Here is a 26,004-nt window from a genome sequence, read left to right on the forward strand (position 1 = left end):
CGTGGTGGCCTGCGCGGTCGCGGCGGCACGCATCCGCGCGGCGAGTTCCGCCGCGTCGGCGGCGCGCCGCTCGGCCTCGGCGCGCAGTCGCTGCTCGGCGCGGACCGCTTCGGCCAGCTCGTCACGGGCCTTCTGGGCGCGTGCCTCGGCGGCGGCCTTCTCCTGTTCGATGCGGTGGCGTTCGATGGCCAGGGCCGCGGTGCCGGCGAAGACGCGGGCGAGGGCGAGGTCGGTCTCCTGGGGGACGCGCGGCGTGCGGTGGTACATGGCGAACGTGCCCAGCAGGCCGCCGTCGCGGGCCAGGATCGGCATGGACCAGCAGGCGGCCACGCCGGCGCGGTCGGCCAGCGCGCGGAAGTCGTCCCAGAAGGGGTCGGTGGCGATGTCGGTGACGATGACCGGTTCCCGCCGGTGCGCGGCCGTGCCGCAGGAGCCGACGCCCTCGCCGGTGGCGATCCCGTCGATGGCCTCGTTGTAGAAGTCGGGCAGGCTGGGCGCGGCGCCGTGCCGCAGGTGCCGGCCGTCGGAGTCGGCGAGCAGGACGGAGACGAACAACTCGTCCGGAGCCAGGTTCTCTATGCAGCGGGCCATCCCCTCCAGCACCTCGGTCAGGGGCGCCTGGCGGGCGATCTGCTCCACGAGGGCGCGGTGTTCGACCATCAGCCGTTGGGCGTGCTTGAGCTGGGTGGTCTCCACGCCGAGCACCCGGATGCCGGTCACGATGCCGGCGGCGTCGCGGCGTGGCTCGTAGGTGAAGTCGAAGAAGGCCTCCCGCGTGTGCGGACCGGTGCCCAGCACGACCCGCTCGTCGCGGCCGATGTAGGGCTCTCCGGTCCGGAGGACCTCGTCCAGCAGCGCGATGAACCCCTGCGTGGCCAGCTCGGGCATCAGCTCCGCGATCGGGACGCCGGTGCGGGCCCGGTCCTGGCCGCCGATGGCGGTGAAGAACGCCGGGTTCGCCGCCTCCACCACGTGCGCCGGTCCCGTCAACGACGCGAAGACGGCGGTGGACTGGCCGAACAACGTCCGCAGGTCCTCTTCCGCCGTCCGTCCGACGACCGCCGGATCGGCAGCGGAGAGGCGCTGCCCTGATGTCGTCGTCATGGTCTGGTGTGCCTCTCATCTGCCATCGAGGGCGGGAGATCGATGACGCGCCGTCCGGGGACGGTGCGGTCGGGCTTCCTCGGCGGGGCCGTCCTGCACCTCGCCCGGGTGGCGCTCAAGGCCGCTGGTCTCCGGCTGCCTGGAGCGGGGTGTGGTCGTCGTGGTCGGCGAACACCGCGAGCAGTTCTTTGACGAGATGGTCGGCGTCGGCGGGGTGCCGGAACGGCCGGTCGGGGTGGACGCTGTAGTGGGTCCGGCGTCCGATCCGGGTGCGGGTGAGGTAGCCGCCGCCCTCCAGATCGTTGACGATCATCTGGGCGGCCCGTTCGGTGATCCCGATCGCGTCGGCGATGTCCCGCAGCCGCGACTCCGGGTGGCGGGCGATCATGACCAGCACGCGCGCGTGGTTGGTCAGGAACGTCCATGGCCGTTCGCCGGCGCGCTCGCCGCCCATGTGGTGTCCTCCCTCTCCGCTTCCCTGTTGCCGGGCCCGGACCGAAGCCCATTTACCGAATACTATTTCATGAAAGCTCGGCCGTGCACACTCCCCGCTTCCCGCACCGGGACCAGAACCTCTGTTTTGGCTCGGAGGGTGAACACGGACGGTCCGCCGACTCGGGAGGCATCCGGGCCGGCGGACTCGGCAGTGGTCCTCAGGGCAGGATCGGCGTCACGGGGCCGCGCGCCCCGCTCGGCGTATTTCGGGCACCTGCCGACCGCCCTAACCTTCCGGGTAGAAGAGGAACAACGTGCAGCCGTGGTGGTCTGCGGGACGTGCGAGGATCCGGCGGGCGCATGGATGAACGTCCCGGCCGGGTAGTCGCGTTCGCCGTCGTTGAAGGTGCCGGACACCACGAAGACCTCCTCCGGGCCCGGCTCGTGGACGTCGATGCCCTGCCAACTCGTGTTCGCGTCCATCTCCAGGACGGCGGCCTTCGCTCCGGCGTCGCCGGTCCAGAGCAGACGCAGGCGGATGCCGGGGAACAGCTCGCGGACCGGGACGTCCCGGAGGTCGGCCCAGGTGAAGGCGGAAGCGCCGTGTTCTGTCGTCATGCGGCCAGAGTGGCCGGTGGGGCGGTGTCCCGCCGAGAGTCTGAAATGACATCAAGCGGTACATTTCGGCCATGCATCAGGTTGTGGCGCTCGTCCGTACCCCGCAGTCGACGTTCGAGCTCGCGTGCGCGGCCCAGGTGTTCGGGATCGAACGGCGCGGCCTCCCGACCCGCTACGCCTTCGCCGTCTGCACGGAGCGTCCGGGGCCGGTGCGCACGTACGCGGGGTACGACATGGTCGTGGACGACGGGCTCGACGCGCTCGGCCGGGCGGACACCGTGGTCGTGCCGGGCTGGCTCCCCGCCCACGAACCGCCATCGGACACGGTCGTCCAGGCGTTGCGCCGCGCGCACTCGCGCGGGGCGCGCGTGGTCAGCATCTGCTCCGGCGCCTTCGCGCTGGCGCACGCCGGCCTGCTCGACGGGCGTCGCGCGACCACCCACTGGGCGCTGGCGGACGAGCTGGCCGCGCGCTTCCCTGACGTCCAGGTCGATCCGGACGTGCTGTACGTGGACGGCGGGGACATCGCGACCAGCGCCGGGGCCGGAGCGGGGATCGACCTGTGCATGCACCTGGTCCGCCGCGACCAGGGCGCCCGGTACGCGGCGCACATCGCGCGGACCATGGTGATGCCGCCGCACCGCGAGGGCGGCCAGCTGCAGTACTCCGCGCCGCCGAGCCCGGTGCAGATCGACGGGACGCTCGCGCCGCTGCTGGAATGGCTCGACGAGCGGCTCGGGGAGCCGGTGACCGTGGAGGACATGGCGGCCCGCGCGGGCCTGTCGGCGCGCACCCTGACCAGGAGGTTCGTCGACCAGCTCGGCACCAGCCCGGGACGGTGGCTGCTCACCCGGCGCGTCACCGCCGCCCGCGACCTGCTGGAGTCGTCCGACCTTCCGGTGGACGCCATCGCGCGGCGCGTCGGCCTCTCGTCGGCCACCAACCTGCGCAGGCGTTTCCTCGACGCCGTCGGCACCACGCCGGGCGCCTACCGCCGCTCCTTCCGCGCCTCGTCTCCGCAGCGCCCGGCCCCGGAACCGCTCCCCGCGTCGGCCACGTGACGGCGGCGCACCGCATCCCGGTCGCCGCGGCACGGTTGCAGCGGGGGCTTCTGGGGGTTGGCTACACCACGCGAACACGTGCCGGCCCGGTGTATCGGCCGCCCCTCAGTGCGCAGGCTGGACGGGTCAGGCTTTCCCGACCGAAAGGGACCACCCCGTGTCCGCTTCCACTTCCGTGCGCCGCCATCTGACGCGCGCCACCCTCCTCGCCCTGGCTGCAGGCGCCGCGGGCACCACCGTGATGGCCGGCAGCGCCGGCGCCATCGTCAACGGCACGGACGCCACGGAGCGCTACCCGTTCATGGCGTCGATCCCGGTGTCGGCCGACGAGATCCAGTTCAAGGGGGTCTGCGGCGGTTCACTGATCGCCCGGCAGTGGGTGCTCACGGCGGCGCACTGCCTGGTCGAGACGACAGCGGACGGCACCGTCCGCATCGGCAGCCTGAACCAGAGGACGGGCGGCACCGTCCGGGCCATCAGCCGGACGGTCGTCCACCCGGGATACAGGTCGGGCGATCCCGAGAAGGGCGTCCCGAACGTCGACGACGTGGCGCTGGTCCGCCTGGATCGTCCCGTCCGCGAGAAGCCCGTCCGCATCGCGCACGAGCCCGGACGGGCCGGCACTCCGACCAGGCTGCTCGGCTTCGGCACGGTCGTCGAGTCCCCCGACCCCGCCAAGTGGGTCTTCTCCGAGCGGCTCCAGCAGCTCGAGACCCGCAGGGGCTCGGTCGCCGAGTGCGCGCCCGGCTACGCCGACCGGACCAGGCTCTGCACGGTCAGCCGGGTGCCCCGGGCGATGGCCTGCAACGGCGACTCCGGCGGCCCGCAGATCCGGAAGGGCAGGGACGGGCGCTGGGAGCTCATCGGCGTGACGTCGGGCCCCGGCGTGCCCGGGGTGGCCTGCTCCCAGGGGCCGGGGCTCTACAGCAGCGCGCCGGCCTTCGCCAACTGGATCAAGAAGACCATCGGCAAGGACGGCTGAGCGCCCGCGTTCCCCGCGCCCGCCTTCACAGGCAGCACGGGGAACGCCTCTTCTGGCCGCGTGCCACAACGGACTCCGTGACCGTCGGCCCCAGGAGAACCGACCCTGCCGGACGCCTTGGGCCGGGGCGGTCAGCCGCGGGCGCCGTGCGGCGCGCTGATCAGGCCGTAGATGATCAGTACGGCCATCAGGATGTTGATCACCGACCAGACCGGATAGGCGGCGAGGAAGGTGAAGTGGCCGATCATCGCGAGCGCCGCGAACACGACGCCCGCGGCGCGCGCCCAGGTCTGGCCGGCCAGGATGCCGACGCCGACCGCGATCTGGATGAGGCCGACGATGAGCCAGATCCATCCCCAGGCGGTGAAGCCGAACACCAGCAGCCGGCCGCTGTTGGTGAGGAAGAAGTCCTTGTTGAACAGCGCGACCAGGCCGTCGATGACGTTGAACACGCCGAGCAGGACGCCGAGGACGCCCGCGAAGCCGAGCCAGCCCGAGTGGACGCCGTGCGGCGTCGGGCTCGTGGAGGTCGGAGTCCTGGGAGTCGTGGCCATGATGGCTCGCTTTCCCGCAGGACCGTCCGGGACCGGTCGTTCGGGCGGCGGAATCGGGGGGACGAGGCGCCGCTGGAGCGGCGGTCCGGTCCTGCGTGGTCGGTGGAGAACCGGACGTCGCGGTCCGCCGAAGCGACAGGCCGCGGTCTCTTATCTCACGGAAAGTCCCCGCTCCTCCGTTTCGGAAAACGGGATCGCCGCAGGCCGGGGCCGCGCTTGGCCGTTTCTTCAGCGGGACATTGCCCACCGCCGAGAAGGGCGATGGCCGTTGACCCGGTCCTCTCCAGCACTCATCCTGACATGAGGAACTACGCAGGGTGATCGGCGGCCGTCCGGCGCGTCACTCCGGTGGGGCTCCACGTCCGCCGGGGGGCTCCGCGTCCGCCGTCGAGATGCCTGCCCCCGACGGGTTCAGCGTCCAGAAGGAGGCCGTTCATGGGAGATGCCGACGATCACGCGATCGTCATCGGCGCGGGCGTCACCGGGGTGCTCGCCGCCAGCGCCCTGGCCCGCCGCTTCGCGCGCGTCACCGTCGTCGAGCGGGACACGCCGCCGGACGAGCGGGCGTTCCGTCCCGGACTCCCGCAGTGCCTCCAGATCCACGCGTTCTGGAAGCACGGCCTCGACTGCGCCGAACACCTGCTGCCGGGCCTGGTCCAGGAGCTCGTCGACCACGGCGCCCACCGGCTGACCGTCCCCGAGGACTTCCTGTGGCTGAGCCCGGTCGGCTGGTTCCCCCGGGTGGCGGGCACCGCCGACATGACGTGCAGCCGGGTCCTGCTCGACTGGGTCCTGCGCCGGAGGGCGAACGCCGATCCCCGCATCGAGGTCCTGGAGGCGAGCCGGGTCACGGGCCTGGTGCCCACGGCGGACGGCGAGGGCGTCCAAGGCGTCCGCGTCCGGACCGACGGAACCGCCGGACCCCGGACGCTCATGGCGAGCCTGGTCGTGGACGCCGCCGGACGCCGGTCCGAGGCCACCCGTTGGCTGACCGAGCTCGGCCATCCCGTGCCTCCGGTGGAGCGCTACGACGCCGGGTTCGGCTACTCCAGCCGGTACTACAAGCTGCCCGACTCGACCGGACGCGACTGGAAGGCGATCTACATCCAGACGAGCCCCGGCACACCGCGCGGCGGCGTGCTGGTCCCCATCGAGGACGGCCTGTGGATCGCCACCCTCCTGGGGTGCGGCGACCACGTCCCGCCCACCAAGGACGACGAGTACCTGCGCTACGCGCGCAGCCTGCGCAGTCCCGTGCTGCACGACGCCCTCCGCGAGGCCGAACCCCTCTCCGACGCGCAGGCGTTCCGCAACACCGCCAACGAGTGGCGCCACTATGAGTCCCTCGATCGCTGGCCCCGCGGCTTCCTCGTCCTGGGCGACGCCCTGTGCCGCTTCAACCCCGTCTACGGCCAGGGCATGACCGTCGCGGCCATGACCACCAAGGCCGTCGCCGACGCGATCGACGGCATGGATCCGGCGCGGATCCACCGCGACACGGCCCGCCTGCAGCGGGTCGCCGCCGCCCAGTCGGCCGACGCCTGGGGGCTCGCCGTTGGAGAAGACCTCCGTTTCCCCTGGACGCAAGGCCGTCCCCCGGGAGCGAAGGTCAAGTTCCTGCACCAGTACATGAACCACGTCGTGGCGGCCGGGAACGTCGACCCGGCCACCTGCCGGACGATCTTCCAGGTGTTCGGCATGACCGCGCCGCCCGCCGCGCTGCTCAAGCCGTCGGCCGTCGCCCGCGTGGTGGCCCGCTGGCGCGTACCGACGGACTCGCCGTCCGAGGTCTCCGCCCCTCCCCCGTCACCGGCCGGTTGAGCGGGGCGGGGGAGGGGCGCCGTCCGCCCTCCCCCGCGTCCGCCCTCCCCCGCGTCCGCGCTCCCCCGCGTCCGCGCTCACTGGATGCGGATACCGCGGGCGACGGCGCCCACGGCTCCGAGCCCGGCGATATCGCTGGAGGGGATGGAGACGTCGACCGTGCTCACGTCGGCCGGCGGCTTGAACAGGTTCCAGACCGTCACGCTCTCCCCCGGACGAAGCGTGTTCTTCATGCTGACGACGAACAGTGAGCATTCGCACTGTCCGTAAGAGGTGTCCAGGGTCCAGTAGCGCATCTTGGCGGCGGGATCCTCCAGCATCACGCCGCGGGTCGAGGGACCGCGCCACCCCGGGGCGCTTCCGTACCGGAGCCAGTTGCGGTCGAAGTCGAGGCTGCTCTGCACGGAGGTGCCGGCGTTCTTGATCGTCCAGACCAGGACGGCCAGGCCGTCGCCACTGCGGTACAGCCCGTTGATCTCGTACCGCAGCCCATGGGTACCGCTGATCTCTCCACTGCTGACCACCGTGGACGAGTCATAGTTGACCGGTTTCCGCTCGGCGGGCGCGGCGGTCTGCGGCTCCGGCGGCTTGGGGAAGGTGACGGTCACCCGCCGGTTGCGGCGGCGCCCCTCCTCGCTCCCGTTGTCGGCGATCGGCTGGGACGAGCCGTGCCCGGCGGGCTGGAAGGTGACGCCCTGCCGGGTCACCAGCGTCTTCAACCGGTCGGCGACGGCCTTGGCCCGCCGCTCCGACAACGGCTGGTTGATCGCGTCGTTGCCCGTGTTGTCGGCGTGCCCGTCCACCTTGATCGTCGTTCCCCTGGACGCGTCGATCTGCTGGGCGACCCTCCGCAGCACCGCGTCGGCGCGCGCGGTCAGATCCGCCTTGTCCACCGCGAACAGCACATCGGACTGCAGGTTGACCGCCCGCTGGTCCCCCTTGTCGTCCACCCCCATCTCCAACCCGGTGGAGGTCACCACCAAACTGGGAACACGGGGGCTTCCCGTCGGCGGCGTCGAGGCATCGACCGTCTGCCCCGGAACCGGCTGCACAGGCCCCGTCCCGATCGGAACATCCAGGATCGGAGCGGCCCCCGGCGAGGTCACCGTCACCCGCTGCACCTCGGCCGAAGGCGCCGGGAACACCGCGAACATCTCCTTGGTGGCCCCCGGCGCGATCTGGGCAGGCGCCTCCGAACACAGGCAGTCGTACCCCTTGGCCAACGGCATGTACATCTTCTGGTTCCTGGCGTCCACCAGCCCCAAGCCGCTCAAGGACAGGATGTTCCCCGCATCGGGATCGTTGAGCTGGTCACCGAGCGCGCCCGAGATGTGGATCGGGCCGTCCCCCTCGTTGACCACGGCGAAGCGGCCGGTCACCGTCGTCGGCGTCGTCCGGCTCAGCGCGTGCAACTCGAACCGCGCCTTCCCCGCCGCCAGGGAGAGGGGGACCGACCGCCGCCCCGAAGCGGCCGGCTGCGAGGACGGCGCCGGAGCACCGGTCGGGAGACGATCGACGATCGTCTGCTTGTCTTCGGAGCATCCGGTCAGCACCAGTGACCCCGTCAGGAGAAGAGCCCCCGCCGCAGCCCGGGGCGTCCTGCTTCGACTCCGTGACGCCACCCTTCGTCTCCTTCTCGTCGTGATCAAGAAACGAGAAACAGCCTAGGGCGCAGTGGAGAACAGAACACGCTATATCTGGGTTTTTCTCTTACGACGCTTCTGTCGCTTCGTCATCCGGGAGTTTCGAACCCGGTTGTCCCGTGTGTAATTGCTGGTCAACCGCTTTGGGGACGAAGCGAGGCAGCCGCGTGCCCGCCCGGCCGGTTCAGGACGGGGACAGGGCGCGGAGCTTTCCGTCGAGTTCGCTGCTGTAGAACTCGAGGAAGCCTTCCGGGTCGGGGCCCCAGTTCGTCATGACGAGGTGGTCGGCGCCCGCGTCCACGAAGGTCTGGGCGCTGGACACGTAGCTCGACGGATCGGACCCGCAGGTCATGGCCTCCCGCATGTCGTCCTCGGTGACCGTCTGCGAGGCGGCGTCGAAACTGGGCGGGTTGGGCAGTTCCGCCATGACCGGCCAGCCGCCGGTCGACCAGCGGGCCGCCTTGTGGGCCGCCGTGACGGCGGTCTGCTCGTCCTTCGCCCAGGACAGGGGCATCTCCGCGTAGTGGGGGCCGCTGCCGCCGTGGCTGCGGTACGCCTCGGCGAGGGACGGGTCGGGCTCGGTGGTGAACAGGCCGTCCCCGTGCTCGGCGGCCAGCCGCGCCGCGCGGGGGCCGCCGGCCGCGACCGCGATCAGCGGCGGCCGGTCCGGCAGGTCCCAGACGCGGGCGGAGGCGAGTTCGAAGTGCTTGCCCTGGTAGGAGCGGTAGCCGCCGTCCCACAGCATCCGGATGATCTCCAGCGCCTCGACCAGCATCTCGTGCCGGACCTCGACGGACTCGGGGAACCCGAAGCCGACGATGTGCTCGTTCAACCGCTCCCCCGAGCCGACGCCGAGGGTGAACCGGCCGTCCGACAGGACCGCCAGCGTGGCGGCGGCCTGGGCGATGATGGCCGGGTGGTACCGGACGGTGGGACACGTGACGCCGGTGGCCAGGCCGAGCGTGGTCGTCCTGGCCGCGATCGCGCCCAGCACCGTCCAGGCGAACGGCGAGTGCCCCTGCTCGTCCACCCACGGGTGGTAGTGGTCGCTGATCTCGACGAAGTCGAACCCGGCCTGCTCGGCACGCACCGCCTGCGCGACCAGGTCCTTGGGGCCGTACGCCTCGGCCGCGAGTTTGTAGCCAATCTTCATATCGGGCCGCCTACCCGACCCCGGCCAGGCCATACACCTCTCGCATCACTCATTACGATGCTTGTCGGAGTTTGGCCAATCTCGATGCGCCGATCGTGGCGCCGGGTCCAGGATGGCCGCAATCATGGAGCCCTGGGCACTGCTGGTGTTTTGTGCGTAATGTGTGCGGCTGCCGTTGAGCCGCGCAGGAGGTCGAAGATGGATTCGGTGACCGGTTCTTTCCGCACGTCCGGGGGCGTCACGCTCGGCGTCGAGCATTTCGGTGACGCGTCCGCGCCGCTCGTCCTGCTGGCGGGCGGGACGACGATGCTGTCCTGGCCCGACGCGCTCTGCGAGGCCCTGGCCCGCGGCGGACGCCATGTGGTGCGGTACGACCTGCGTGATTCCGGCGCCTCGACCACGGTGGACCCCGAGGCTCCCGCCTACACGCTGCGGGATCTCGCGGCGGACGCCGCTGAACTCGCGCGGGGACTGGACGAGCGTCCGGCGCATCTCGCGGGCGTCGGCGTGGGCGGCATGGTCGCCCAGGTCGCCGCGTTGGACCACCCGGACGCCTTCTCGGCGCTGACGCTGGTCGGCACGCGCCCGGTCGCGCCGGGCCCGGTCGACGCGGACCTTCCAGATCACGACGGCGCGGTGATGGGACGCCTGTTCTCCGTGCCGATGCCGGACTGGTCGGACCGCGCGGCGGTGGTCGCGTCCGCCGCGGCCAAGGCCGAGGTCCTGGGGAACGACCCCGAGGCGGCGCGCACGCTGGCGGGGCGGATCTTCGACCGGACGCCCGGCACCGGGCCCGCCGTCCAGATGGCGAACCAGATGGGGATGGTCTTCTCGCGGCTGGACTGCGCGCCGCGCTGGCGCGAGCGCCTGGCCGAGCTCGCGGTTCCGGCGCTGGTGGTGCACGGACGCCGGGACCCGTTCTTCCCGCTCGGCAACGGTGAAGCGCTCGCGCGGGAGATCCCCGATGCACAGTTGCTGGTGCTCGACGACGCCTCGACCGCGATCCCGGACTCCGCGGTCCCCGAGGTCGCCTCGGCCATGCTGGCGCTGTGATCCCGGGCCCCGTGCCGAGCGTCTTCAGAAGACGATCAGCTTCCTGTCAGGCGGTCGTCAGGCTCCTTGAGGCGGCGACGAACTCGCGTTGAGGGTGAAGATGAAGAACCAGTCCCCTGCCCAGGACTGCCCCGATCCCCGGGAGGTGAAGAACGCGGAAGAGTTCGTTGCGGCCATGAGGCGCTTGAGGGCCTGGTCGGGACTGACCTTCCGGCAAGTGGAGCGGAACGCCGCCGATGACGGCGTTCCCCTGCCGCACAGCACCCTGGTGACGGCCCTGCGGCGGAAGACCCTGCCCAGAGAGGAACTCGTCGCCGCGTTCGTTCGCGCATGCGGCTGCTCGGCCGACACCGTTTCCCTCTGGGTGACCGTTCGCCGTCAACTGGCCATGGAACAGGCGCAGGCCGCGACCGCTGCGGCTCCACCGCCTGCCGCGTCCCCGCAAAGTTCGCGGACTCCGGTCCCGGCTCCGACTCCGGCGCCGGCAGCGGTGGCGGAGGCGGGCGCCAACGTGCCTGCGGCAGCGACCGGTCGCGCGCGGCGCGTTCCGAACGGATGGCGCCTGCCGAACGCGATGCGCTTCCAGGGGGCACGGCTCACCAGCATTCGCTGGGTGCTGCTGCTCCTGGCGGTCGGGACGTTGCTCGCGGGAGCGAGCGCGCCGCCGGTTCCCACCGCCCCGGCGCTGCGGGACACGGCCGCGTCGGATCCCGCACGCCACACGTTCTCGGGGAACAGCCGCATCCGATCGGCACGGACGAACCGCTGCCTGTCGGCACGCCGGGATGTGGACGGCCGGATCTTCCCGATGCCGTGCGCCTACGCTTTCCCGTCGAGGTCGCTCCAAGAGCAGCCGGACGGCAGCTACGTGATCGCCACCCAGCACCCGGACCTCGGCTCGGGCTGCATGGGTGTCCGGCGCGTCGAGGTCCGCAGCGGAGTGGACGACGATTTCTGCGGACGTAAAGGCGCCAACACCGCTGACCGTTTCTGGCTCGTGCATTCCACGGCCCATCCCGGGGCGTTTCAGCTCCGCATCGCCCATACCGAGCTCTGTATCGAAGCACCCGCGAGTGCCGGTCGTCCCGTTTTCCTGGCCGCCTGCGCTTCCGGCAGGCTCGCGCAAGCATTCACGATCGAGGCCGATCCGCGCCCGGGCATCTAGCCGGCCGCGCTTCGTCCAGCACAGTCGTCCACCGCTCCCCCGGACGTAACCGCACGTCATCTGGGGTCGACCAAGATCGACCAAAGCCGACCACCGTCCCCTCTGGCCCGTCTCGGAGCGCACGGCCAAGCTGTTCCAGAGCGCAGCAAGGGGCGGCTTCGCCTCCTCTTCCGAATGGCCTAGGAGGAAATGTCGGCGTCCATACACATCCGGCACCGAAATGACATGTACGCATGCGGTCCGAAGGAGCACGAATGAGAACAAGGAACGTCTCCAGGCTCACCGGGTTCGGCCTGGCGATCACGACCACCGCAGGGCTTTTCACGGTCGCGGCTCCGGCCGCGTTCGCCACCCCGGACGGCTGCTGGTCGCGCATCACCTCGTCCGTCCGCGGACGCGGGGCGTGCACCGACATGTCCGACCCCGGCTCCTGGCGGCTGGGCATCCGCTGCAACGGCCAGAACTACTACACCCCGCGGAAGTACACCTCCACCCCGGCCAGCAAGGACTGCCCGTCCGGGACGACCATCAGCCACGTCTGGATCGACACCTTCCCGACATGAAAGTAGGACACATGCGAAAGCCGGCCCGACTCGGCATGCTCGCCCTCGTGGCGGCGGCCTCCGCGGCTCCGCTTCTCACGGCCGCACCGGCCCAGGCGACCGTTCTCGGCAACCCCACGGGGTGCCACGCCTGGAAGGAGAGCACGACCAGCGGCATGGGGGTGTGCACGGCGGCCAACCGCGGTAAGTGGCGCGTCGGCGTGTCCTGCACCGACCGCCACTACTACTACAGCCAGTGGACGGGGTACACGGAGCCCAGGAGGGCTCGCTGCGGCGGCGGCACGCTGACGCCGGGCGTCGACCCGTGGATCGACACCATGGAGACCTGACCCCGGTCGGTCGACACATCCCCAAGGGCTCCGACTCCGAGCGGGTCGGGGCCCTGCCCTGCGTCGCGCTCTCCGAACCGCCCGAAGGTGGTGCGGTGGCCGGAATGGTCACGAGGCCGTGAGCAGCTCGGCCGTGCCTTCTTTTCTTCGCCTGCTCGCGCGGGCACCGAGAAGGAGGAGGGCCAGCGCGGCCATGGTGGAGACCAGCACGCTCAGCGTGACGACCAGGGCGGCGTTGCCCGGCCCCTTGACTTCGGTGAGGGGGCCGACCAGCAGGAGTCCGACGGGTGCCAGGGCGTAGGCCGGAAGGATGCTCCAGCTGTTCACCCCGGCCAGCGTCTCGACGGGGATGGTCTTCTGAAGCCGGGTGATCCACAGCACGAGGCAGACCGCCTTGGCGACGCCCGACGCGAACATCCCCGCCGCGATGAGCACCGAGGGGCCCGCCGCGCCGATGACCGGCAGCGGCGCGGCAGCGAGGAGCAGCAGCACGACGGCGACGAGGGCGGGGTGACGGGGCGTCCAGCGGACGGCCAGCACCGCTCCGGCGAGGGCTCCGAACGCCTCGCACGCGCCGATCACGCCCCATGTGGTGGCGGTGCGGCCGTGCTCGGACATGAACAGCGGGCCGATGATCTCGGCGAGCGTCGCGGTGGCGATGACGGCGCTGGTGAACTGCAGCGTGATCGCCCACAGCCAGGGGTGCGCGGCGAACAGCCGCCAGCTGGCGGCGAGGTCGGAGATCGGCCCCGGCGGTCTCGTCCGGTGCCGGGGCACGCTGAGCCGCAGGAGCAGCACGGCACTGACCGCGCACATCACGGCCTTGAGGAACGCGGCCGACGGCGCGCCGAGTTCGCTCACCACCACTCCCGCGGCAGCCAGGCCGACCAGGGCGCCGACCGCCTCGGTCTGGCCGACGAGCGCGTTCGCGGCGTGCCGCTGCTCGCCCGGGAGGAGGTCGGCGACGATGGCGCGGACGGTCGGCATGAAGATGAAGTAGGCCGTCCCCGAGAACAGCGCGAGGACGCACAGCAGCGCGGCCGGCGCCCGGCCGTCGAGCAGGCACGCGCCGATGGCCAGCCAGGTGACGGTCGCGCCGAGCTCCGCGGCGGCCAGGACGTGGTGGCGCCGGAACCGGTCGCCGAGGACGCCGCCCGCGAGGATCAGCAGGGCCGGCACCGCCTTGCAGGCCGCGACCAGGGAGATCGCACCGGCGCTGTAGCCGTTGGCCCTCATCCCCCAGACGAAGGCCACCTGACCGAACCCCACCCCGGCCGACGAGATCACTCGTGCCGCCAGCAGCGGGGCCACGGCGCGGTTGGACAACAGGTCCAGCGTGGTCACCGGCACCCCCGCATGACGATCTGCTTGCTCGGAGTTGCGCAGCGTAACAGGACGCGCGAGGACGGGGCGGGGCGGTGACAAGAAGGGACGCGCCATCCGTCCGCCGCCTCGGAGAGACGCCTTGCGTCACCGCTCCCTCGGGCCGGTGGCCGGTGGCCGGCGGACGTTCAGGACGGCGGTGGCCGAGGCATGATCGGCAGGGCCGGGCCATCAGGTCCGACGCACACGCGGCCGGGCCCGCGTTGCCCATCGACGGTGCAGGGAGGACGGCATGACCGACGATGTGACCCCCTTCGAGCTCGACGTCCCGGAGGCCGCGCTGACCGATCTGCGCGAACGCCTGCGGAGGCCGCGCTGACCGATCTGCGCGAACGCCTGCGCGGCACCCGATGGCCGGAGGAGGCGACGGTGGACGACTGGTCCCAGGGCGTTCCGCTGGGCTACCTGCGCGAGCTGTGCCGGTACTGGGCCGAGGAGTACGACTGGCGGGCGACCGAGCGGCGCCTCAACGCCCTGCCGCAGTTCCGCACGTCGATCGACGGACTGGGCATCCACTTCCTCCACGTCCGGTCCCCGCACGAGGACGCGCTGCCGCTCGTCCTGACGCACGGCTGGCCGGGTTCGATCGTCGAGTTCCTCAAGGTGATCGGGCCGCTCACGGACCCGACGGCGCACGGCGGCGACGCGCGCGACGCGTTCCACGTCGTGTGCCCGTCCCTGCCCGGCTACGGGTTCAGCGACAAGCCGGCCCGTCCGGGGTGGGGCGTCGAGCGGATCGCCGGGGCGTGGATCCGGCTGATGGGACGCCTGGGCTATGACCGGTTCGGCGCGCAGGGATCCGACTGGGGCACGACCGTCACCGCGCTGATCGGCCAGACCGCGCCGGACCGCGTGGCTGGCGTCCACCTCGTCCCGCCGCTCGCCCCACCGGACCCGGAGACGTTCGACGACCTCACCGACGCGGAACGCGCCGCCCTGGCCGCGCTCGAGCAGGCCCAGAAGTGGGAGGACGGATACTCCCTGGAGCAGTCCACCAGGCCGCAGACCATCGGCTACGGACTCGTCGACTCCCCGTCGCTGCTGTGCGCCTGGATCATCGAGAAGTTCCGCTCCTGGACGGACTGCGACGGCCATCCCGAGAACGCGCTCACCCGCGACGAACTCCTGGACAACCTCATGTTCTACTGGCTCCCCGGCACCGGCGCGTCCGCCGCGCGGCTCTACTGGGAGAGCTTCGGAGCGGTCCAGCGGCTCTTCACCACCGAGGCTCCGGACCTGGTCACGGTGCCGGCCGGATGCTCGGTCTTCCCCAAGGAGAACCCGCGCCCCTCCCGCCGGTGGGCCGAGAAGCGCTTCACCGACATCCGGTACTGGAACGAGCCGGACAGGGGCGGCCACTTCGCCGCCTTCGAACAGCCCGACCTGTTCGTCGGGGAACTCCGCGCGTTCTTCCGCCTCGTCCGCTGACGCCGGAGACGGGTCCAGGATTGACAGGATGCTGTCGTAATGACAGCATCCTGTCATGCCAACCAAGATCGTTCATGTGGCCGTCTACGACACGCTGGCCGACTGGGAGGTGGGGTACGCCACCGCCCACATCCGCAGTGACCTGGGACAGCACCGACCGGGACGGTACGGGGTCCGGACGGTGGGAGAGACCCTGGAGCCGGTCACCACCGCGGGAGGCGCCCGCATCCTTCCCGACGTCCTGCTGGACGAGCTCACCCCCGAGAGCAGTGCGCTGCTGATCCTTCCCGGCGGCGGCATGTGGTTCGAGGGCGGCCACGCCTTCGCGCGCAAGGCCCGCGAGTTCCTGGAGGCGGGCGTGCCCGTGGCGGCGATCTGCGGCGCGACCGCCGGGCTGGCGCGCGAGGGCCTTCTGGACGACCGCGACCACACGAGCAGCGCGCCGGAGTTCCTCGCCATGACCGGCTACGACGGCGCGGCCCGGTACAGGGACGTCCCCGCGGTCACCGACGGAGACCTCATCACGGCGGGACCCACGGCCCCCGTGGAGTTCGCCCGCGAGATCCTGGCGAAGCTCGACGTGTACGAGCCGGAGGTCCTGGACGCCTGGTACCGCCTCTTCGGCGAGCAGGACGCCGCCGCCTACGCCGTCCTGGCGGGCGTCCGATGAGCGAGCACCCCGGTCCCCTCATGGCCCGGACCGCCGTCGCCGTCTTCCGCCTCAACGGCCAGTTCCTGCGGGTGGCGGACGACCTGGCCGGTCCGGCCGGGCTGACCGCCGCGTGGTGGCAGGTGCTCGGCGCCGTCCTCGACGAACCGCTGCCCGTCGCGGGGATCGCCCGTTCCATGGGCATCACCCGGCAGAGCGTCCAGCGGATCGCCGACCTGCTGGTCGAGCGGGGGCTCGCCGAGTACCGGCCGAACCCCGCGCACAGCCGGGCCAAGCTGCTCGCCCCCACCCTCGACGGGATCGCGGCCGTCGAACGCGTCGTTCCCGCGCAACGGGTCTTCGCCGAACGGCTCGCCGACCGGCTCGGGCCTGAGGAGCTGCGGAACGCCCTGGCGGCGGTCGAGCGACTGTCGGATGCATTGGAGGCCCTTGATGCCGAATGACCTCATCGTCCCCTACCGCGTCGATGTCCCCCAGTCCGCGCTGGACGACCTGGCCGAGCGGCTGGACCGCGCCAAGCTCGACGAGGTCGGCGCCGAACGGCTCGACGGGCTGCTCGACCGCTGGCGCGACGGCTACGACTGGCGCGTCTGGGAGTCCCGGATCAACGCCCATCCGCAGTTCACGACGGAGATCGACGGGCTGGACGTCCACTTCCTGCACGTCCGCTCGCCACGGCCGGACGCGTTCCCGCTGATCCTCAGCCACGGCTGGCCGGGCTCCGTCGTGGAGTTCCTCGACCTGCTCGTACCGCTCGCCGCGGACTTCCACCTGGTCGTCCCGTCGCTGCCCGGGTTCGGGTTCTCCGGCCCGGCCGACGGCTGGGACCGCCACCGCACCGCCCGCGCCTGGGCCGAGCTGATGCGCCGTCTCGGCTACGACCGGTACGGCGCGGTCGGCAACGACCTCGGCTCGACGGTCTCCCTGGAGCTCGGCCGGACGGCGGCCGACCACGTCACCGGCGTCCTCGTCACCCAGATCTTCTCGATGCCGGCGGGCGCCGACGAGCCGCTGACCGAGGACGACGCCGACCGCCTCGCCCACTCCCAGCGCTTCATCCAGCGGCACGGCGCCTACCTCAGACTGCACGCCACCCGGCCGGACCTGCTGGCGCCCGCCCTCACCGACTCCCCCGTCGGCCTCGCCGCCTGGAACGCCCAGCTGCTGGACGCGGTCGACCCCGACTTCGCCCTCACCAACATCACCCTCTACTGGCTGACCGGCACCGGCGCGTCCTCGATCCGCTTCTACGCCCACGACGCCCGGGCCGTCCACCCGACCACGCCCACCACCACGCCGGTCGCGCTCTCGGAGTACACCGGCGACTACTTCCGCTCCGTCCGCCGCTACGCCTCGCGCGACCACTCGGCGATCGTCTCCTGGACGACCCACCCAGGCGGCGGGCACTTCGCCGCGCACCAGGCTCCGGACGCCCTCCTGAACGACATCCGCGCCTTCTTCGAGGTCTACGGGGACCGGACGCCCCGTCCATAACCCCTTCATGCCGACTCCAGAAGTCGCCGCGACGGCCGAATCCGTGTCGTCGCGGCGACGCTATATTCGCCCCGCGCGCGTCCCGCCGTAAAAGCGATCAATAACGCTTGTTCCCATGCGGTCGAATGGTTCGCAGTGGGCCGTCGCGGCGTTGTTCTCCCGCCTGCCGGGTGCCAAGATGGCGTCCAGTGCCAACCCGGCAGACCGGCCTCGCGCCGGTATTAAGGAAAGGCGCGATGCCCGAAGCTCTTCGTGCCGTCAGCGGAACCGAGCCGGTGGTCGGCAGAGCTGGGGCCCGGGAGCCGCGGCGTGGCGACTTCGTCGGCGGGAAAGCGGGTCCGCGCCTCGGAGGCCATCCCCGGTGGCAGGACGGTGAGGACCTGATGCCTTCGGCCACGCCGCGGCCCCGTCATCGATCAGGACTCGCCCGATCGGTGCTCAGTGGTCAGTGCTTGCCGTTGTAGCGGTCCCACAGAGCCTGCATGTGGCCGGTGTAGACCACGATGTTGCCGTCGTTCTGAACGGCGAGCCAGGTGTTCTTGCGCCAGGTGTGCGTGGACCAGAGCGCCTTCTTGCTCTTGCTGTACACGACCAGGTTGCCGTCGGTCTGCATCACCGTGTACGCGCCCGGGTTCCCGGACGTGCGGGTGTGCCACTGGAGCTTGCCGTTGCGGTACAGCACCAGGTCGCCGTTCGGCTCCTGGCGGAGCTGGTAGGCGAAGTTCTGGGAGACGACCTTCTGGTACGGGTAGAGCGTCACGCCGTTCGACAGCGTCGAGATCCACTGGTAGCTGGACCAGAGCGTCTTGCCCTTGTAGACGACCGCGTTACCGTCGTTCCGCAGGGTGAGGTAGGCGCCCTTGTTGCCGTCGGTGTGGCTCCTCCAATACGTGTGGGTTCCCTTGGCGACGGCCAGGTCACCGTTGGTGCGCATGGTCGCGGCCGAGCCCTTGACCCAGGTGTGGGAGCTCCAGATGGACTTTGAGCCCTTGTAGACCACGAGGTTGCCGTCGGCCTGCATGACCAGCTTGTAGCGGCCGTCGGTCGAGCGCAGGTACTGCCCGGCCTTGAGGGTCTGGCCGGGCTTGAGCACGGAGCGCACAGCGCTCGCGTCGGCCTTGGCGCCGGAGTCCGCCGCGGTCGCCTGGACCTTGCTGTCGGACGAGGCGAAGACGGGCACGGCGGCCGCGACGGCGGCCGTCGCCAGCCCGGCCGCGGCGAGCGCGGTCAGCTTGATCTTCATCTGTGAAACCTGGATTTCCCTTCTGTCACGTGCGCAGCGGATGCGCGCCGGCGGCTCCTGAGGGTCAGGAGAGCCGGTATTCAGTCGGCGACCTTACGGTCAAAACGCCCTGAGGGTGTGTGCATGACGTGCGGCTTCGCTGTGCGAGGCGTGCGGCTTCGCGGTGCGCGGCGTGCGGCTTCGCGGTGCGCGGCGTGCGGTCTCGGCGTGCGGTCTCGGCGTGCGCGGCGGGTGCCGATGCCCCCGGGACGGCCGGGGCCGCGTCGGTGCCGTCTTGTACCGTGCACCGCGTGCACAACGGGGTAGATGAGGCGTCGAAGGGACGGTGCGGCGGGGACCCCGCAACCGACTCGGCGGCGAACGGGGTCGATTGGTTCACCGAAGAGGTTTCCCGCGCGTTGATGCCGTCGGAGTTCAGTCCGCTGAACTCCGGCAGGTTCCACGCCGAGGGCGTCCAGCTGGACCTGGGGGCGGTCCAGGTGTCCAGGTTCGCCTACTCGCCGCTCCGCTCCCGCCGGACGATGCGGCTGATCCGCGCGGGCGATCCGGAGCAGTACCAGCTGGGCATGGTCCTCAAGGGGAGCGCGTGGTTCGCGCAGAACGGGGCCGAGGCGGTCCTGCGGCCCCGGGAGATGGCGCTCTGGGACACGTCCCGTCCCTACGAGTCGGGGTCGGGACTGGACGGCCGCACCGTCGAGGTCGTCGTCCTGCAGATCCCGAAGGCCGTGATGCCGCTGCCGTCCCAGCAGGCCGACCGGCTCCTCGCCCGCCGCGTTCCGGGCGGCAGGGGGCTGCCGGGCGTCCTGTCGGACTTCCTGCTCTCGCTCGCCGCCAACGCCTCCGACGCCGGGCCGGCGAGCCGGGCCGCCCTGGGGCACATGGCCGTCGAACTGACCGCCGCCGGCCTCGCCCAGCAGCTCGGGGACCGGCGGGAGGTGTCCGCCGAGATCCGCGCCCACTCCCTGTTCCGCCGGATCGACGCGTTCATCGACCAGAACCTCGGCGAGTCCGACCTGACGCCCCGGCTGGTCGCCGACCGGCACCACATCTCCCTCCGGACGCTCTACACGCTGTTCGAAGGCGAGGGCGAGGGGGTGGCGGCGTCGATCCGCCGGCGCAGGCTCGAACGCTGCCGCGCCGACCTCGCCTCCCCCGAGCTGTGCGACCGTCCGATCCAGGCGATCGCCGCCCGCTGGGGGTTCGGCAACGCGACGTCCTTCAGCCGCACGTTCCGCGCCGCCTATGGCATCAGCCCCTACGACTACCGCCGGCAGGCACTGGGCGACCGGTGCACCAGGCACTGAGGGCTGGGGCCGAGGGGCGGGCCGGCGCACCGGCGGCGGGGTCGGACCGCCACTCTTCGTGGTCCCGCCCCGACTCCTCGGAGTCGTCGCCGCTGCCCGCGGGACGGCGGCGGGCGCGTCCGGTCCGAGCCCGCCGGGGCGTCCGCACCCCCGGCCGCCCGGTCCTTCCGCCTGGCTAGACTCGGAGCATGCCGGATACGCAATATGAAGACCTGCTCCGCCATGTGCTCTCCACGGGGACCCGCAAGGAGGACCGCACAGGCACGGGGACGCGGTCGGTCTTCGGGCACCAGCTGCGCTACCGGCTCTCGGACGGCTTCCCGCTGATCACCACGAAGAAGGTCCACTTCCGCTCGATCGCCTACGAGCTGCTGTGGTTCCTGCGCGGCGACTCGAACGTCGGGTGGCTCCAGGAGAACGGCGTCACGATCTGGGACGAGTGGGCGGCGCCGGACGGCGACCTCGGCCCGGTCTACGGGGTGCAGTGGCGGTCGTGGCCCACCCCGGACGGCGGGCACGTCGACCAGATCGGCGAGGTCCTGCGCACGCTGCGGGAGAACCCGGACTCCCGGCGGATCATCGTGTCCGCGTGGAACGTCGCCGACATCCCGCGGATGGCGCTGCCGCCGTGCCACGCGTTCTTCCAGTTCCACGTCGCGGACGGCGAGCTGTCCTGCCAGCTGTACCAGCGCAGCGCGGACCTGTTCCTCGGCGTCCCCTTCAACATCGCCAGCTACGCGCTGCTCACGCACATGATCGCCCAGCAGGTCGGCCTCGGCGTCGGCGACTTCATCTGGACCGGCGGCGACTGCCACATCTACGACAACCACGAGGAGCAGGTCCGCACGCAGCTCGCGCGGGAGGCCAGGCCGTTCCCGACGCTGAACCTGAAGCCGGCCGACAGCCTCTTCGACTACACCTACGAGCACTTCACGCTCGACGGGTACGACCCGCATCCCGGGATCAAGGCGCCGGTGGCGGTGTGATCGGGCTCGTCTGGGCGCAGGCCGCCGACGGCGTCATCGGCCGTGACGGCACGCTGCCGTGGCGCCTGCCGGAGGACATGAAGCACTTCCGCACCCTGACCGCGGGCGCGACGGTGCTGATGGGCCGCCGGACGTGGGAGTCGCTGCCGCCGCGGTTCCGGCCGCTGCCGGGCAGGCGCAACCTGGTGCTGTCGCGCACGCCGCAGGAGGGCGCGGAGACGTTCCCCGACCTGGAGCGGGCGCTCGCCGCCGCGACCGGGGACGTGTGGGTGATCGGCGGAGCGGCCGTGTACCGGGCGGCGCTGCCGCTGGCGGACCGGATCGTGGTCACCGAGATCCGCGAGTCGTTCGACGGCGACACCTACGCGCCGGACGTGGGCCGCTCCCCCGACTCCGTCGGGCCGTGGCAGGAGTCGTCCACCGGGCTCCACTACCGGTTCCTCACCTGGGGCTGAGCTCCAGAGCCCGGACCTGCGCCGGAGGCGGAACCTGTGCCGGTCTCCGGGTTGACCAGTGGCAGCCGGGTGCGGCGGGCCCGCTCCAGCTCGGCGATCTCCGCCTCCCGGTGGCGGCCGAGCTTCGTGTTCTCGATCTTGTCGTGCAGCTTGACGATGGCGTCCAGCAGCATCTCCGGACGGGGCGGGCAGCCGGGCAGGTAGATGTCGACCGGCACGATGTGGTCGACGCCCTGCACCACGGCGTAGTTGTTGAACATCCCGCCGGAGGACGCGCACACGCCCATCGCGATCACCCACTTGGGCGCGGCCATCTGGTCGTGGAGCCGCCGCAGGACCGGCGCCATCTTCTGGCTCACGCGTCCGGCGACGACCATGAGGTCGGCCTGGCGGGGCGTGGCGGACGCGCGTTCCATGCCGAACCGCGCGAAGTCGTGGCGGGGGTCGCCGACCGCCATGAGCTCCATGCCGCAGCAGGCCAGGCCGAAGGTCATCGGCCACACCGACGACTTGCGCGCCAGCCCGGCCATGGTCTCGACGGTCGTCAGCAGGAAGTCGCCGGGGAGGTGTTCTTCGAGTCCCATAGTGCTTCCAGGCTGGTCGCGCGGGGGACCGTGATCTATCACCGGTTCCGCCATGATCGTTTCGTCCGGCGACACAATGGGCGCATGGAGATGCGCGAGATCGAGGCGTTCCTGGAGGTCGCCCGCGAACTGCACTTCGGCCGCGCGGCCGACCGGCTGCACGTGTCGGCGCCCCGGGTGAGCCAGGCGGTGCGCGCGCTGGAGCGCCGGGTCGGCGCCCCGCTGTTCGAGCGGACGACCAGGCGGGTGCGGCTGACCCCGCTGGGCGAGCGGCTGCTCGCCGACCTCGCGCCCGCCCACGAGCGGATGGAGCGGGCCCTCGACGAGGCACGCCGTGCCGCCGGGACCAGGGTCCTGCGCGTGGGGGTCGCGACCAGCCTGCCCACGGGCGTGGTCGAGGAGGGGATCCAGGCCTTCGAGGCGTCCCACCCGTCCTGCGCGGTGGTGCGTTCCGCGCACCCCAACACCGAGCCGTTCCGGTGGGCGGACGACTGGCCGGTGGACGTGTTCGTCGGCTGGCTTCCCAGCGACCCCGCGCCGATGGAGGCCAAGGGCTTCCACGTCGGCCGGGCGTGGCACCGCGAGGAGCGGGCGGCCCTGCTGGCGGCCGGCCATCCGCTGGCGCGGCGCCTCGCCGTCGATGTCGAGGAGCTGGCCGGCCACGACCTGCTGTACCCGAGCAACATGCCGCCCGACCTGGCCGACCTCTGGATACCGCCCGTCACGCCCGGCGGCACCCCGCTGCGCCGCGTGCCCCGGCACCGGTCCGCGGCCCTGGAGGAGGCGGTCATGCTGGTGGCCGAGGGGGACGTGATCCACCTGACGATCGCCTCCGTGCGCCCGGACAACCCGCACGTCGTCACGGTGCCCGTGTCCGGCCTCCCCCCGATGGTCTGCGCCCCGGTCTGGCCCGCCGCCGCGGACGAGGCGCTGGTCCACGACTTCGCCGAGGCCGCCGGGGACCTGGGCGGATGAGGCCGTAGCCGACCCGCCCGGCCGTCCGGGCGCCTGGACGTCCGGGCGCCTGGTCGTCCGGGCGCCTGGACGTCCGGGCGCCTCCCCGAGGGGGTCTCGGGGTGCTTCAGGGTCATGATCAGGGTCATCCCCGATGGGCGAGGGGCCGCCGGTCGCAGGAGGGTTGACGCCGTCAATGATCCGATCGAGCCGTTCCGGAGAACCCATGCGAACCCGTCGCACCGCCGTCCCCGTCGCCCTCGGCTGCGCCCTCGCCGTCAGCGCGGCGGTCCTGCCCGCCTCCGCCTCCCCCTCGCCGAGGATGTCCCAGGCCCGGTCGGCCGGGCCACCGTCCGTCCAGGACATCCTCGACCGCCTACCCGACGCCGTCGTCGCGGGAGCGCTGGTCAGGAGGGACGGGGTGGAGGCGACCGCCGGTCCGGTCCCCCGGGACGCGTACTTCCGGATCGGAAGCGTCACCAAGATGTTCACCAACACGGTGGTGCTCCAGCTCGTGGCGGAGCACCGGATCGGCCTGGAGGCACCGGCGCGGAAGTACGTCCCCGACGTGCTGCCCGAGGCGTACGGCGGGGTGACCGTCCGCCAGTTCCTCGACCACACCAGCGGCCTCCCCAAACCCGCCGCGACTCCGGGTCCGCAGGACGGTCCGGGCTGGCAGCTCCGGTCGGTGTCCCCCGCGGAACTCCTGCGCAGATCGTTCGCCGAGGCCCCCGGCGCGGGTCCCGGGACCGACCCGGTGCAGCAGTACAACGGGCTCAACTCCCTGGTGCTGGGCCTCATCGTGGAGAAGGTCACTGGGCACTCCTTCACCGGCGAGCTGAAGCGCAGGATCCTCCGGCCGCTGCGTCTGCGGCACACCCTGCTGCCCGCCCCCGAGGACACGGTGATCCCCTCGCCGCACGCGGAGGTGTACGTGGACGGCCAGGACGTGACCGAGCAGAGCCCCTACCCGTGGGCCGAGGGCGGCATGATCTCGACCACCGCCGACATGGACCGCTTCACCACCGCGCTGTTCCGGGGCCGGCTGCTCCCGCCCGCCCAGCAGAAGCTGGTCTTCCGGGTGCCGAACGTGGCCGGGGGAACGGAGAACACGAACTGCCCGGGAGGGATGGCCTGCTACAGCATCGGCGGGCTCATGCGCTACCGGCTTCCGAGCGGTCAGGAGGTCTGGGGCAAGACCGGTTCGCGCCCCGGCTGGGACAACGGAGTCTTCGCCACCCGCGACCTGCGGCACCGGGTGGTGTACTCCCTGAACCCGACCGGGGCGGGCGACGACCTCCCCTACATCAAGGCGCTCATCAGCGCGGCGGTCACCGACGGGTGACACGGCCGCCGATCCGTCCCTGACCGGGTGCGGGGAGGGGCCACCGCGCCCCTCCCCGCACGACGCCGTCCGACCGGCCGCCGCTCGCGGGGGCGGCGGCCGGGCGGACGCGGGCGTCGTTGACCAGGGGTCAGGCCGCGTGGACGGGGGTGGGGACGGCCTCGTCGTCCGGTGCGGCGGTCTTCCGCGCAGGGGCCTTGGCGTTCAGGAAGACGCCCGCGACGGCCGCGGCCAGGAGCAGGATCCCCCCGGACGTCCAGGTCGCGACGGAGAACCCGTGGACCGTCGCCTCGGCCAGCGCCGCCTTCACCTGCGGCGTCCGCTGGGAGAGGTCGATCCGGTGGTCGGTGAGCCAGCCGGTGGTGGCGCTCGCCGCGATGGTGTTGAGCAGCGCGGTCCCGACCGAGCCGCCCACCTGCTGCATGGTGTTGAGGGTCGCCGAGGCGGCGCCCTGCTCGTGCGGGGCGACGCGCGCGGTGGCCGTGGAGATGGCCGCCATGAAGGTGGCGCCCATGCCGAGGCCCATCATGCAGATGCCGGGCAGGACGTGGCCGAGGTAGGTGGCGTCGACGTCCATGGACGCCAGGAAGGCCAGGCCGCCGGCGGCCAGGGTCAGGCCGGGCATGATCAGGACGCGGGGCGGGACCCGGTGCAGCAGCCGGGCGGAGATCTGCGTGGAACCGACGACCATGGAGACGGTCATGGGCAGGTAGGCCACGCCGGTCCGCAGCGGTGACCAGCCCTTGATGCCCTGGAGGTAGTAGGTCAGGAAGAGGAAGACGCCGAACATGGCGATGGTGATCAGGGCCATGGTCAGGTATGCGCCCGCCCGCTGCCGGTCCCGGACGACGTGCAGGGGCAGCAGCGGCGTCCGGGCGCGGGTCTGCCACAGGGCGAAGAGCCCGAGCAGGACCGGTCCTCCGGCCAGCAGGGCCAGCACCAGCGGGTCGCTCCAGTCGCGGGACTCGGCCTCGCTGAAGCCGTAGACGATGGACAGCACCCCGGCCGAGCCGAGCACCGCGCCGAGGACGTCCAGCTGGGCGCCGGTCCTGCGGCCGGGGTCCTTCAGCAGCACGACCGCGCCGGCCACCGCGAGGGCGGCCACCGGGACGTTCACGTAGAGGCACCAGCGCCAGTCGAGGTACTCGGTCAGCAGTCCGCCGAGCAGCATCCCGATGGCGCTGCCGGCGCCGGCGATCGCGCCGAACACGCCGAACGCCTTGCCGCGCTCGCGCGGGTCGGTGAAGGTCGTGGTCATCAGGGACAGGGCGGCGGGCGCGAGCAGCGCGGCGAAGACGCCCTGGAGGGCGCGGGCCGCGAACAGCGTGCCGGGGCCGGTCGCGGCGCCGCCGAGCGCGGAGGCCCCGGCGAAGCCGATGAGGCCGACGATGAAGCTGCGCTTGCGTCCGAACAGGTCGCCGAGGCGTCCGCCGAGCAGCAGCAGGCCGCCGAAGGCGAGGGTGTAGGCGGTGACGGCCCACTGCCGGTTGCCGTCGGTCAGGCCGAGGTCGCGCTGGGCGGACGGCAGGGCGATGTTGACGATGGTCATGTCCAGCACGACGATCAGCTGGGCGAGGGCGATGACTCCCAGCCCCCACCAGCGGCGCGGGTCGGACGGCGGTGACGGCTCCGCGTCCGGGGCGACGGGACGTTCCGGGTGGGACATGGTGGCCTGCC

26 protein-coding genes are annotated in these 26,004 nt (G+C 71.9%); 16 read left to right on the forward strand and 10 right to left on the reverse strand.

All coding sequences use genetic code 11. The annotated features are described in order from the left end of the window. The 3 genes from DZF91_RS19110 to DZF91_RS41220 all read right to left on the reverse strand — a co-directional run. A partial coding sequence (locus DZF91_RS19110; RefSeq protein WP_117358850.1) for a GAF domain-containing protein occupies window positions 1-1,104 on the reverse strand: 1,104 nt, incomplete at its 3' end. Window positions 1,105-1,219: 115 nt separating this feature from the next. After that, complete coding sequence (locus DZF91_RS19115; protein ID WP_117358817.1) at window positions 1,220-1,558, reverse strand: helix-turn-helix transcriptional regulator; 339 nt, start codon at window positions 1,556-1,558, stop codon at window positions 1,220-1,222. 62 nt (window positions 1,559-1,620) lie between these two features. Then, window positions 1,621-2,157 carry a cupin domain-containing protein gene (locus DZF91_RS41220; RefSeq protein WP_199486734.1) on the reverse strand — a complete coding sequence of 179 codons (537 nt, stop codon included), beginning with the start codon at window positions 2,155-2,157 and terminating at the stop codon, window positions 1,621-1,623. A 71-nt stretch (window positions 2,158-2,228) separates the two neighbouring features. Between DZF91_RS41220 and DZF91_RS19125 the strand changes: the two genes are divergently transcribed. Continuing rightward, window positions 2,229-3,218, forward strand: a complete 990-nt coding sequence (locus tag DZF91_RS19125) for a helix-turn-helix domain-containing protein (protein WP_117358818.1) — start codon at window positions 2,229-2,231, stop codon at window positions 3,216-3,218. Between the two features lie 157 nt (window positions 3,219-3,375). Beyond that, window positions 3,376-4,200, forward strand: a complete 825-nt coding sequence (locus DZF91_RS19130; RefSeq protein WP_235834411.1) for a S1 family peptidase — start codon at window positions 3,376-3,378, stop codon at window positions 4,198-4,200. Between the two features lie 131 nt (window positions 4,201-4,331). Here the strand turns inward: DZF91_RS19130 and DZF91_RS19135 are convergent, their stop codons facing one another. Next, entirely contained in the window at window positions 4,332-4,754 is a 423-nt protein-coding gene (locus DZF91_RS19135; protein WP_117358819.1) for a DUF7144 family membrane protein, read from the reverse strand. Window positions 4,755-5,189: 435 nt separating this feature from the next. On the opposite strand from DZF91_RS19135, the gene DZF91_RS19140 reads away from it, so the two are divergent. Then, complete coding sequence (locus DZF91_RS19140) at window positions 5,190-6,575, forward strand: NAD(P)/FAD-dependent oxidoreductase (protein WP_117358820.1); 1,386 nt, start codon at window positions 5,190-5,192, stop codon at window positions 6,573-6,575. Window positions 6,576-6,652: 77 nt separating this feature from the next. Here the strand turns inward: DZF91_RS19140 and DZF91_RS42140 are convergent, their stop codons facing one another. Both DZF91_RS42140 and DZF91_RS19150 read right to left on the reverse strand, forming a co-directional pair. Beyond that, complete coding sequence (locus DZF91_RS42140) at window positions 6,653-8,128, reverse strand: OmpA family protein (protein ID WP_235834412.1); 1,476 nt, start codon at window positions 8,126-8,128, stop codon at window positions 6,653-6,655. Between the two features lie 274 nt (window positions 8,129-8,402). Next, window positions 8,403-9,371 carry a TIGR03557 family F420-dependent LLM class oxidoreductase gene (locus DZF91_RS19150; protein WP_117358821.1) on the reverse strand — a complete coding sequence of 323 codons (969 nt, stop codon included), beginning with the start codon at window positions 9,369-9,371 and terminating at the stop codon, window positions 8,403-8,405. 207 nt (window positions 9,372-9,578) lie between these two features. Here DZF91_RS19150 and DZF91_RS19155 point away from each other — a divergent pair, with 207 nt between their 5' ends. The 4 genes from DZF91_RS19155 to DZF91_RS19170 all read left to right on the forward strand — a co-directional run bounded on the left by DZF91_RS19155 (window position 9,579) and on the right by DZF91_RS19170 (window position 12,481). Continuing rightward, on the forward strand, window positions 9,579-10,424 hold the full coding sequence (locus tag DZF91_RS19155; RefSeq protein WP_235834413.1) for an alpha/beta fold hydrolase: 846 nt from the start codon (window positions 9,579-9,581) through the stop codon (window positions 10,422-10,424). Window positions 10,425-10,524: 100 nt separating this feature from the next. Beyond that, the gene (locus DZF91_RS19160; RefSeq protein ID WP_147341218.1) at window positions 10,525-11,589 is read left to right on the forward strand and encodes a helix-turn-helix domain-containing protein; all 1,065 of its coding nucleotides are present in this window, start codon (window positions 10,525-10,527) and stop codon (window positions 11,587-11,589) included. A 254-nt stretch (window positions 11,590-11,843) separates the two neighbouring features. After that, window positions 11,844-12,152, forward strand: coding sequence for a hypothetical protein (locus DZF91_RS19165; RefSeq protein ID WP_117358824.1), 309 nt, complete (start codon window positions 11,844-11,846; stop codon window positions 12,150-12,152). Window positions 12,153-12,163: 11 nt separating this feature from the next. Beyond that, window positions 12,164-12,481, forward strand: coding sequence for a hypothetical protein (locus tag DZF91_RS19170; RefSeq protein WP_147341219.1), 318 nt, complete (start codon window positions 12,164-12,166; stop codon window positions 12,479-12,481). A 108-nt stretch (window positions 12,482-12,589) separates the two neighbouring features. Here the strand turns inward: DZF91_RS19170 and DZF91_RS19175 are convergent, their stop codons facing one another. Beyond that, complete coding sequence (locus DZF91_RS19175; protein WP_158587982.1) at window positions 12,590-13,825, reverse strand: MFS transporter; 1,236 nt, start codon at window positions 13,823-13,825, stop codon at window positions 12,590-12,592. Between the two features lie 375 nt (window positions 13,826-14,200). On the opposite strand from DZF91_RS19175, the gene DZF91_RS19180 reads away from it, so the two are divergent. The 4 genes from DZF91_RS19180 to DZF91_RS19195 are packed head-to-tail and all read left to right on the forward strand — an operon-like array spanning window position 14,201 to window position 17,456. Next, window positions 14,201-15,292, forward strand: a complete 1,092-nt coding sequence (locus DZF91_RS19180) for an epoxide hydrolase family protein (RefSeq protein WP_235834416.1) — start codon at window positions 14,201-14,203, stop codon at window positions 15,290-15,292. Between the two features lie 55 nt (window positions 15,293-15,347). Continuing rightward, entirely contained in the window at window positions 15,348-15,962 is a 615-nt protein-coding gene (locus DZF91_RS19185) for a type 1 glutamine amidotransferase family protein (protein WP_117358828.1), read from the forward strand. After that, the gene (locus tag DZF91_RS19190) at window positions 15,959-16,405 is read left to right on the forward strand and encodes a MarR family winged helix-turn-helix transcriptional regulator (RefSeq protein ID WP_117358829.1); all 447 of its coding nucleotides are present in this window, start codon (window positions 15,959-15,961) and stop codon (window positions 16,403-16,405) included. The genes DZF91_RS19185 and DZF91_RS19190 overlap by 4 nt, the downstream gene beginning before the upstream one ends. Then, window positions 16,395-17,456 (forward strand): epoxide hydrolase family protein, encoded by a 1,062-nt coding sequence (locus tag DZF91_RS19195; protein ID WP_117358830.1) that lies wholly within the window; start codon window positions 16,395-16,397, stop codon window positions 17,454-17,456. Before DZF91_RS19190 ends, DZF91_RS19195 begins: the two co-directional genes overlap by 11 nt. A gap of 445 nt (window positions 17,457-17,901) precedes the next feature. Here the strand turns inward: DZF91_RS19195 and DZF91_RS19200 are convergent, their stop codons facing one another. After that, window positions 17,902-18,699 carry a hypothetical protein gene (locus DZF91_RS19200; protein ID WP_117358831.1) on the reverse strand — a complete coding sequence of 266 codons (798 nt, stop codon included), beginning with the start codon at window positions 18,697-18,699 and terminating at the stop codon, window positions 17,902-17,904. A gap of 290 nt (window positions 18,700-18,989) precedes the next feature. Between DZF91_RS19200 and DZF91_RS19205 the strand changes: the two genes are divergently transcribed. From DZF91_RS19205 to DZF91_RS19215, 3 genes are all read left to right on the forward strand, one after another. Next, window positions 18,990-20,003 (forward strand): AraC-like ligand-binding domain-containing protein, encoded by a 1,014-nt coding sequence (locus DZF91_RS19205; RefSeq protein ID WP_268915956.1) that lies wholly within the window; start codon window positions 18,990-18,992, stop codon window positions 20,001-20,003. A gap of 188 nt (window positions 20,004-20,191) precedes the next feature. Further along, the gene (locus DZF91_RS19210; protein WP_117358833.1) at window positions 20,192-20,989 is read left to right on the forward strand and encodes a thymidylate synthase; all 798 of its coding nucleotides are present in this window, start codon (window positions 20,192-20,194) and stop codon (window positions 20,987-20,989) included. Continuing rightward, window positions 20,986-21,444, forward strand: coding sequence for a dihydrofolate reductase (locus DZF91_RS19215; RefSeq protein WP_117358834.1), 459 nt, complete (start codon window positions 20,986-20,988; stop codon window positions 21,442-21,444). Before DZF91_RS19210 ends, DZF91_RS19215 begins: the two co-directional genes overlap by 4 nt. Here the strand turns inward: DZF91_RS19215 and DZF91_RS19220 are convergent. After that, entirely contained in the window at window positions 21,420-22,028 is a 609-nt protein-coding gene (locus DZF91_RS19220) for an NADH-quinone oxidoreductase subunit B (RefSeq protein WP_117358835.1), read from the reverse strand. The genes DZF91_RS19215 and DZF91_RS19220 overlap by 25 nt on opposite strands. A gap of 84 nt (window positions 22,029-22,112) precedes the next feature. On the opposite strand from DZF91_RS19220, the gene DZF91_RS19225 reads away from it, so the two are divergent. Both DZF91_RS19225 and DZF91_RS19230 read left to right on the forward strand, forming a co-directional pair. Then, on the forward strand, window positions 22,113-23,003 hold the full coding sequence (locus DZF91_RS19225) for a LysR family transcriptional regulator (RefSeq protein WP_117358836.1): 891 nt from the start codon (window positions 22,113-22,115) through the stop codon (window positions 23,001-23,003). Between the two features lie 205 nt (window positions 23,004-23,208). After that, window positions 23,209-24,327, forward strand: a complete 1,119-nt coding sequence (locus DZF91_RS19230; RefSeq protein WP_117358837.1) for a serine hydrolase domain-containing protein — start codon at window positions 23,209-23,211, stop codon at window positions 24,325-24,327. A 130-nt stretch (window positions 24,328-24,457) separates the two neighbouring features. On the opposite strand, the gene DZF91_RS19235 is transcribed toward DZF91_RS19230, so the two are convergent. Then, window positions 24,458-25,993 (reverse strand): MFS transporter, encoded by a 1,536-nt coding sequence (locus DZF91_RS19235; RefSeq protein ID WP_117358838.1) that lies wholly within the window; start codon window positions 25,991-25,993, stop codon window positions 24,458-24,460. Between the last annotated feature and the right edge of the window lie 11 nt (window positions 25,994-26,004).

It is taken from the genome of Actinomadura logoneensis (assembly GCF_003428695.1).
Taxonomy (GTDB): Bacteria; Actinomycetota; Actinomycetes; order Streptosporangiales; family Streptosporangiaceae; genus Spirillospora; species Spirillospora logoneensis.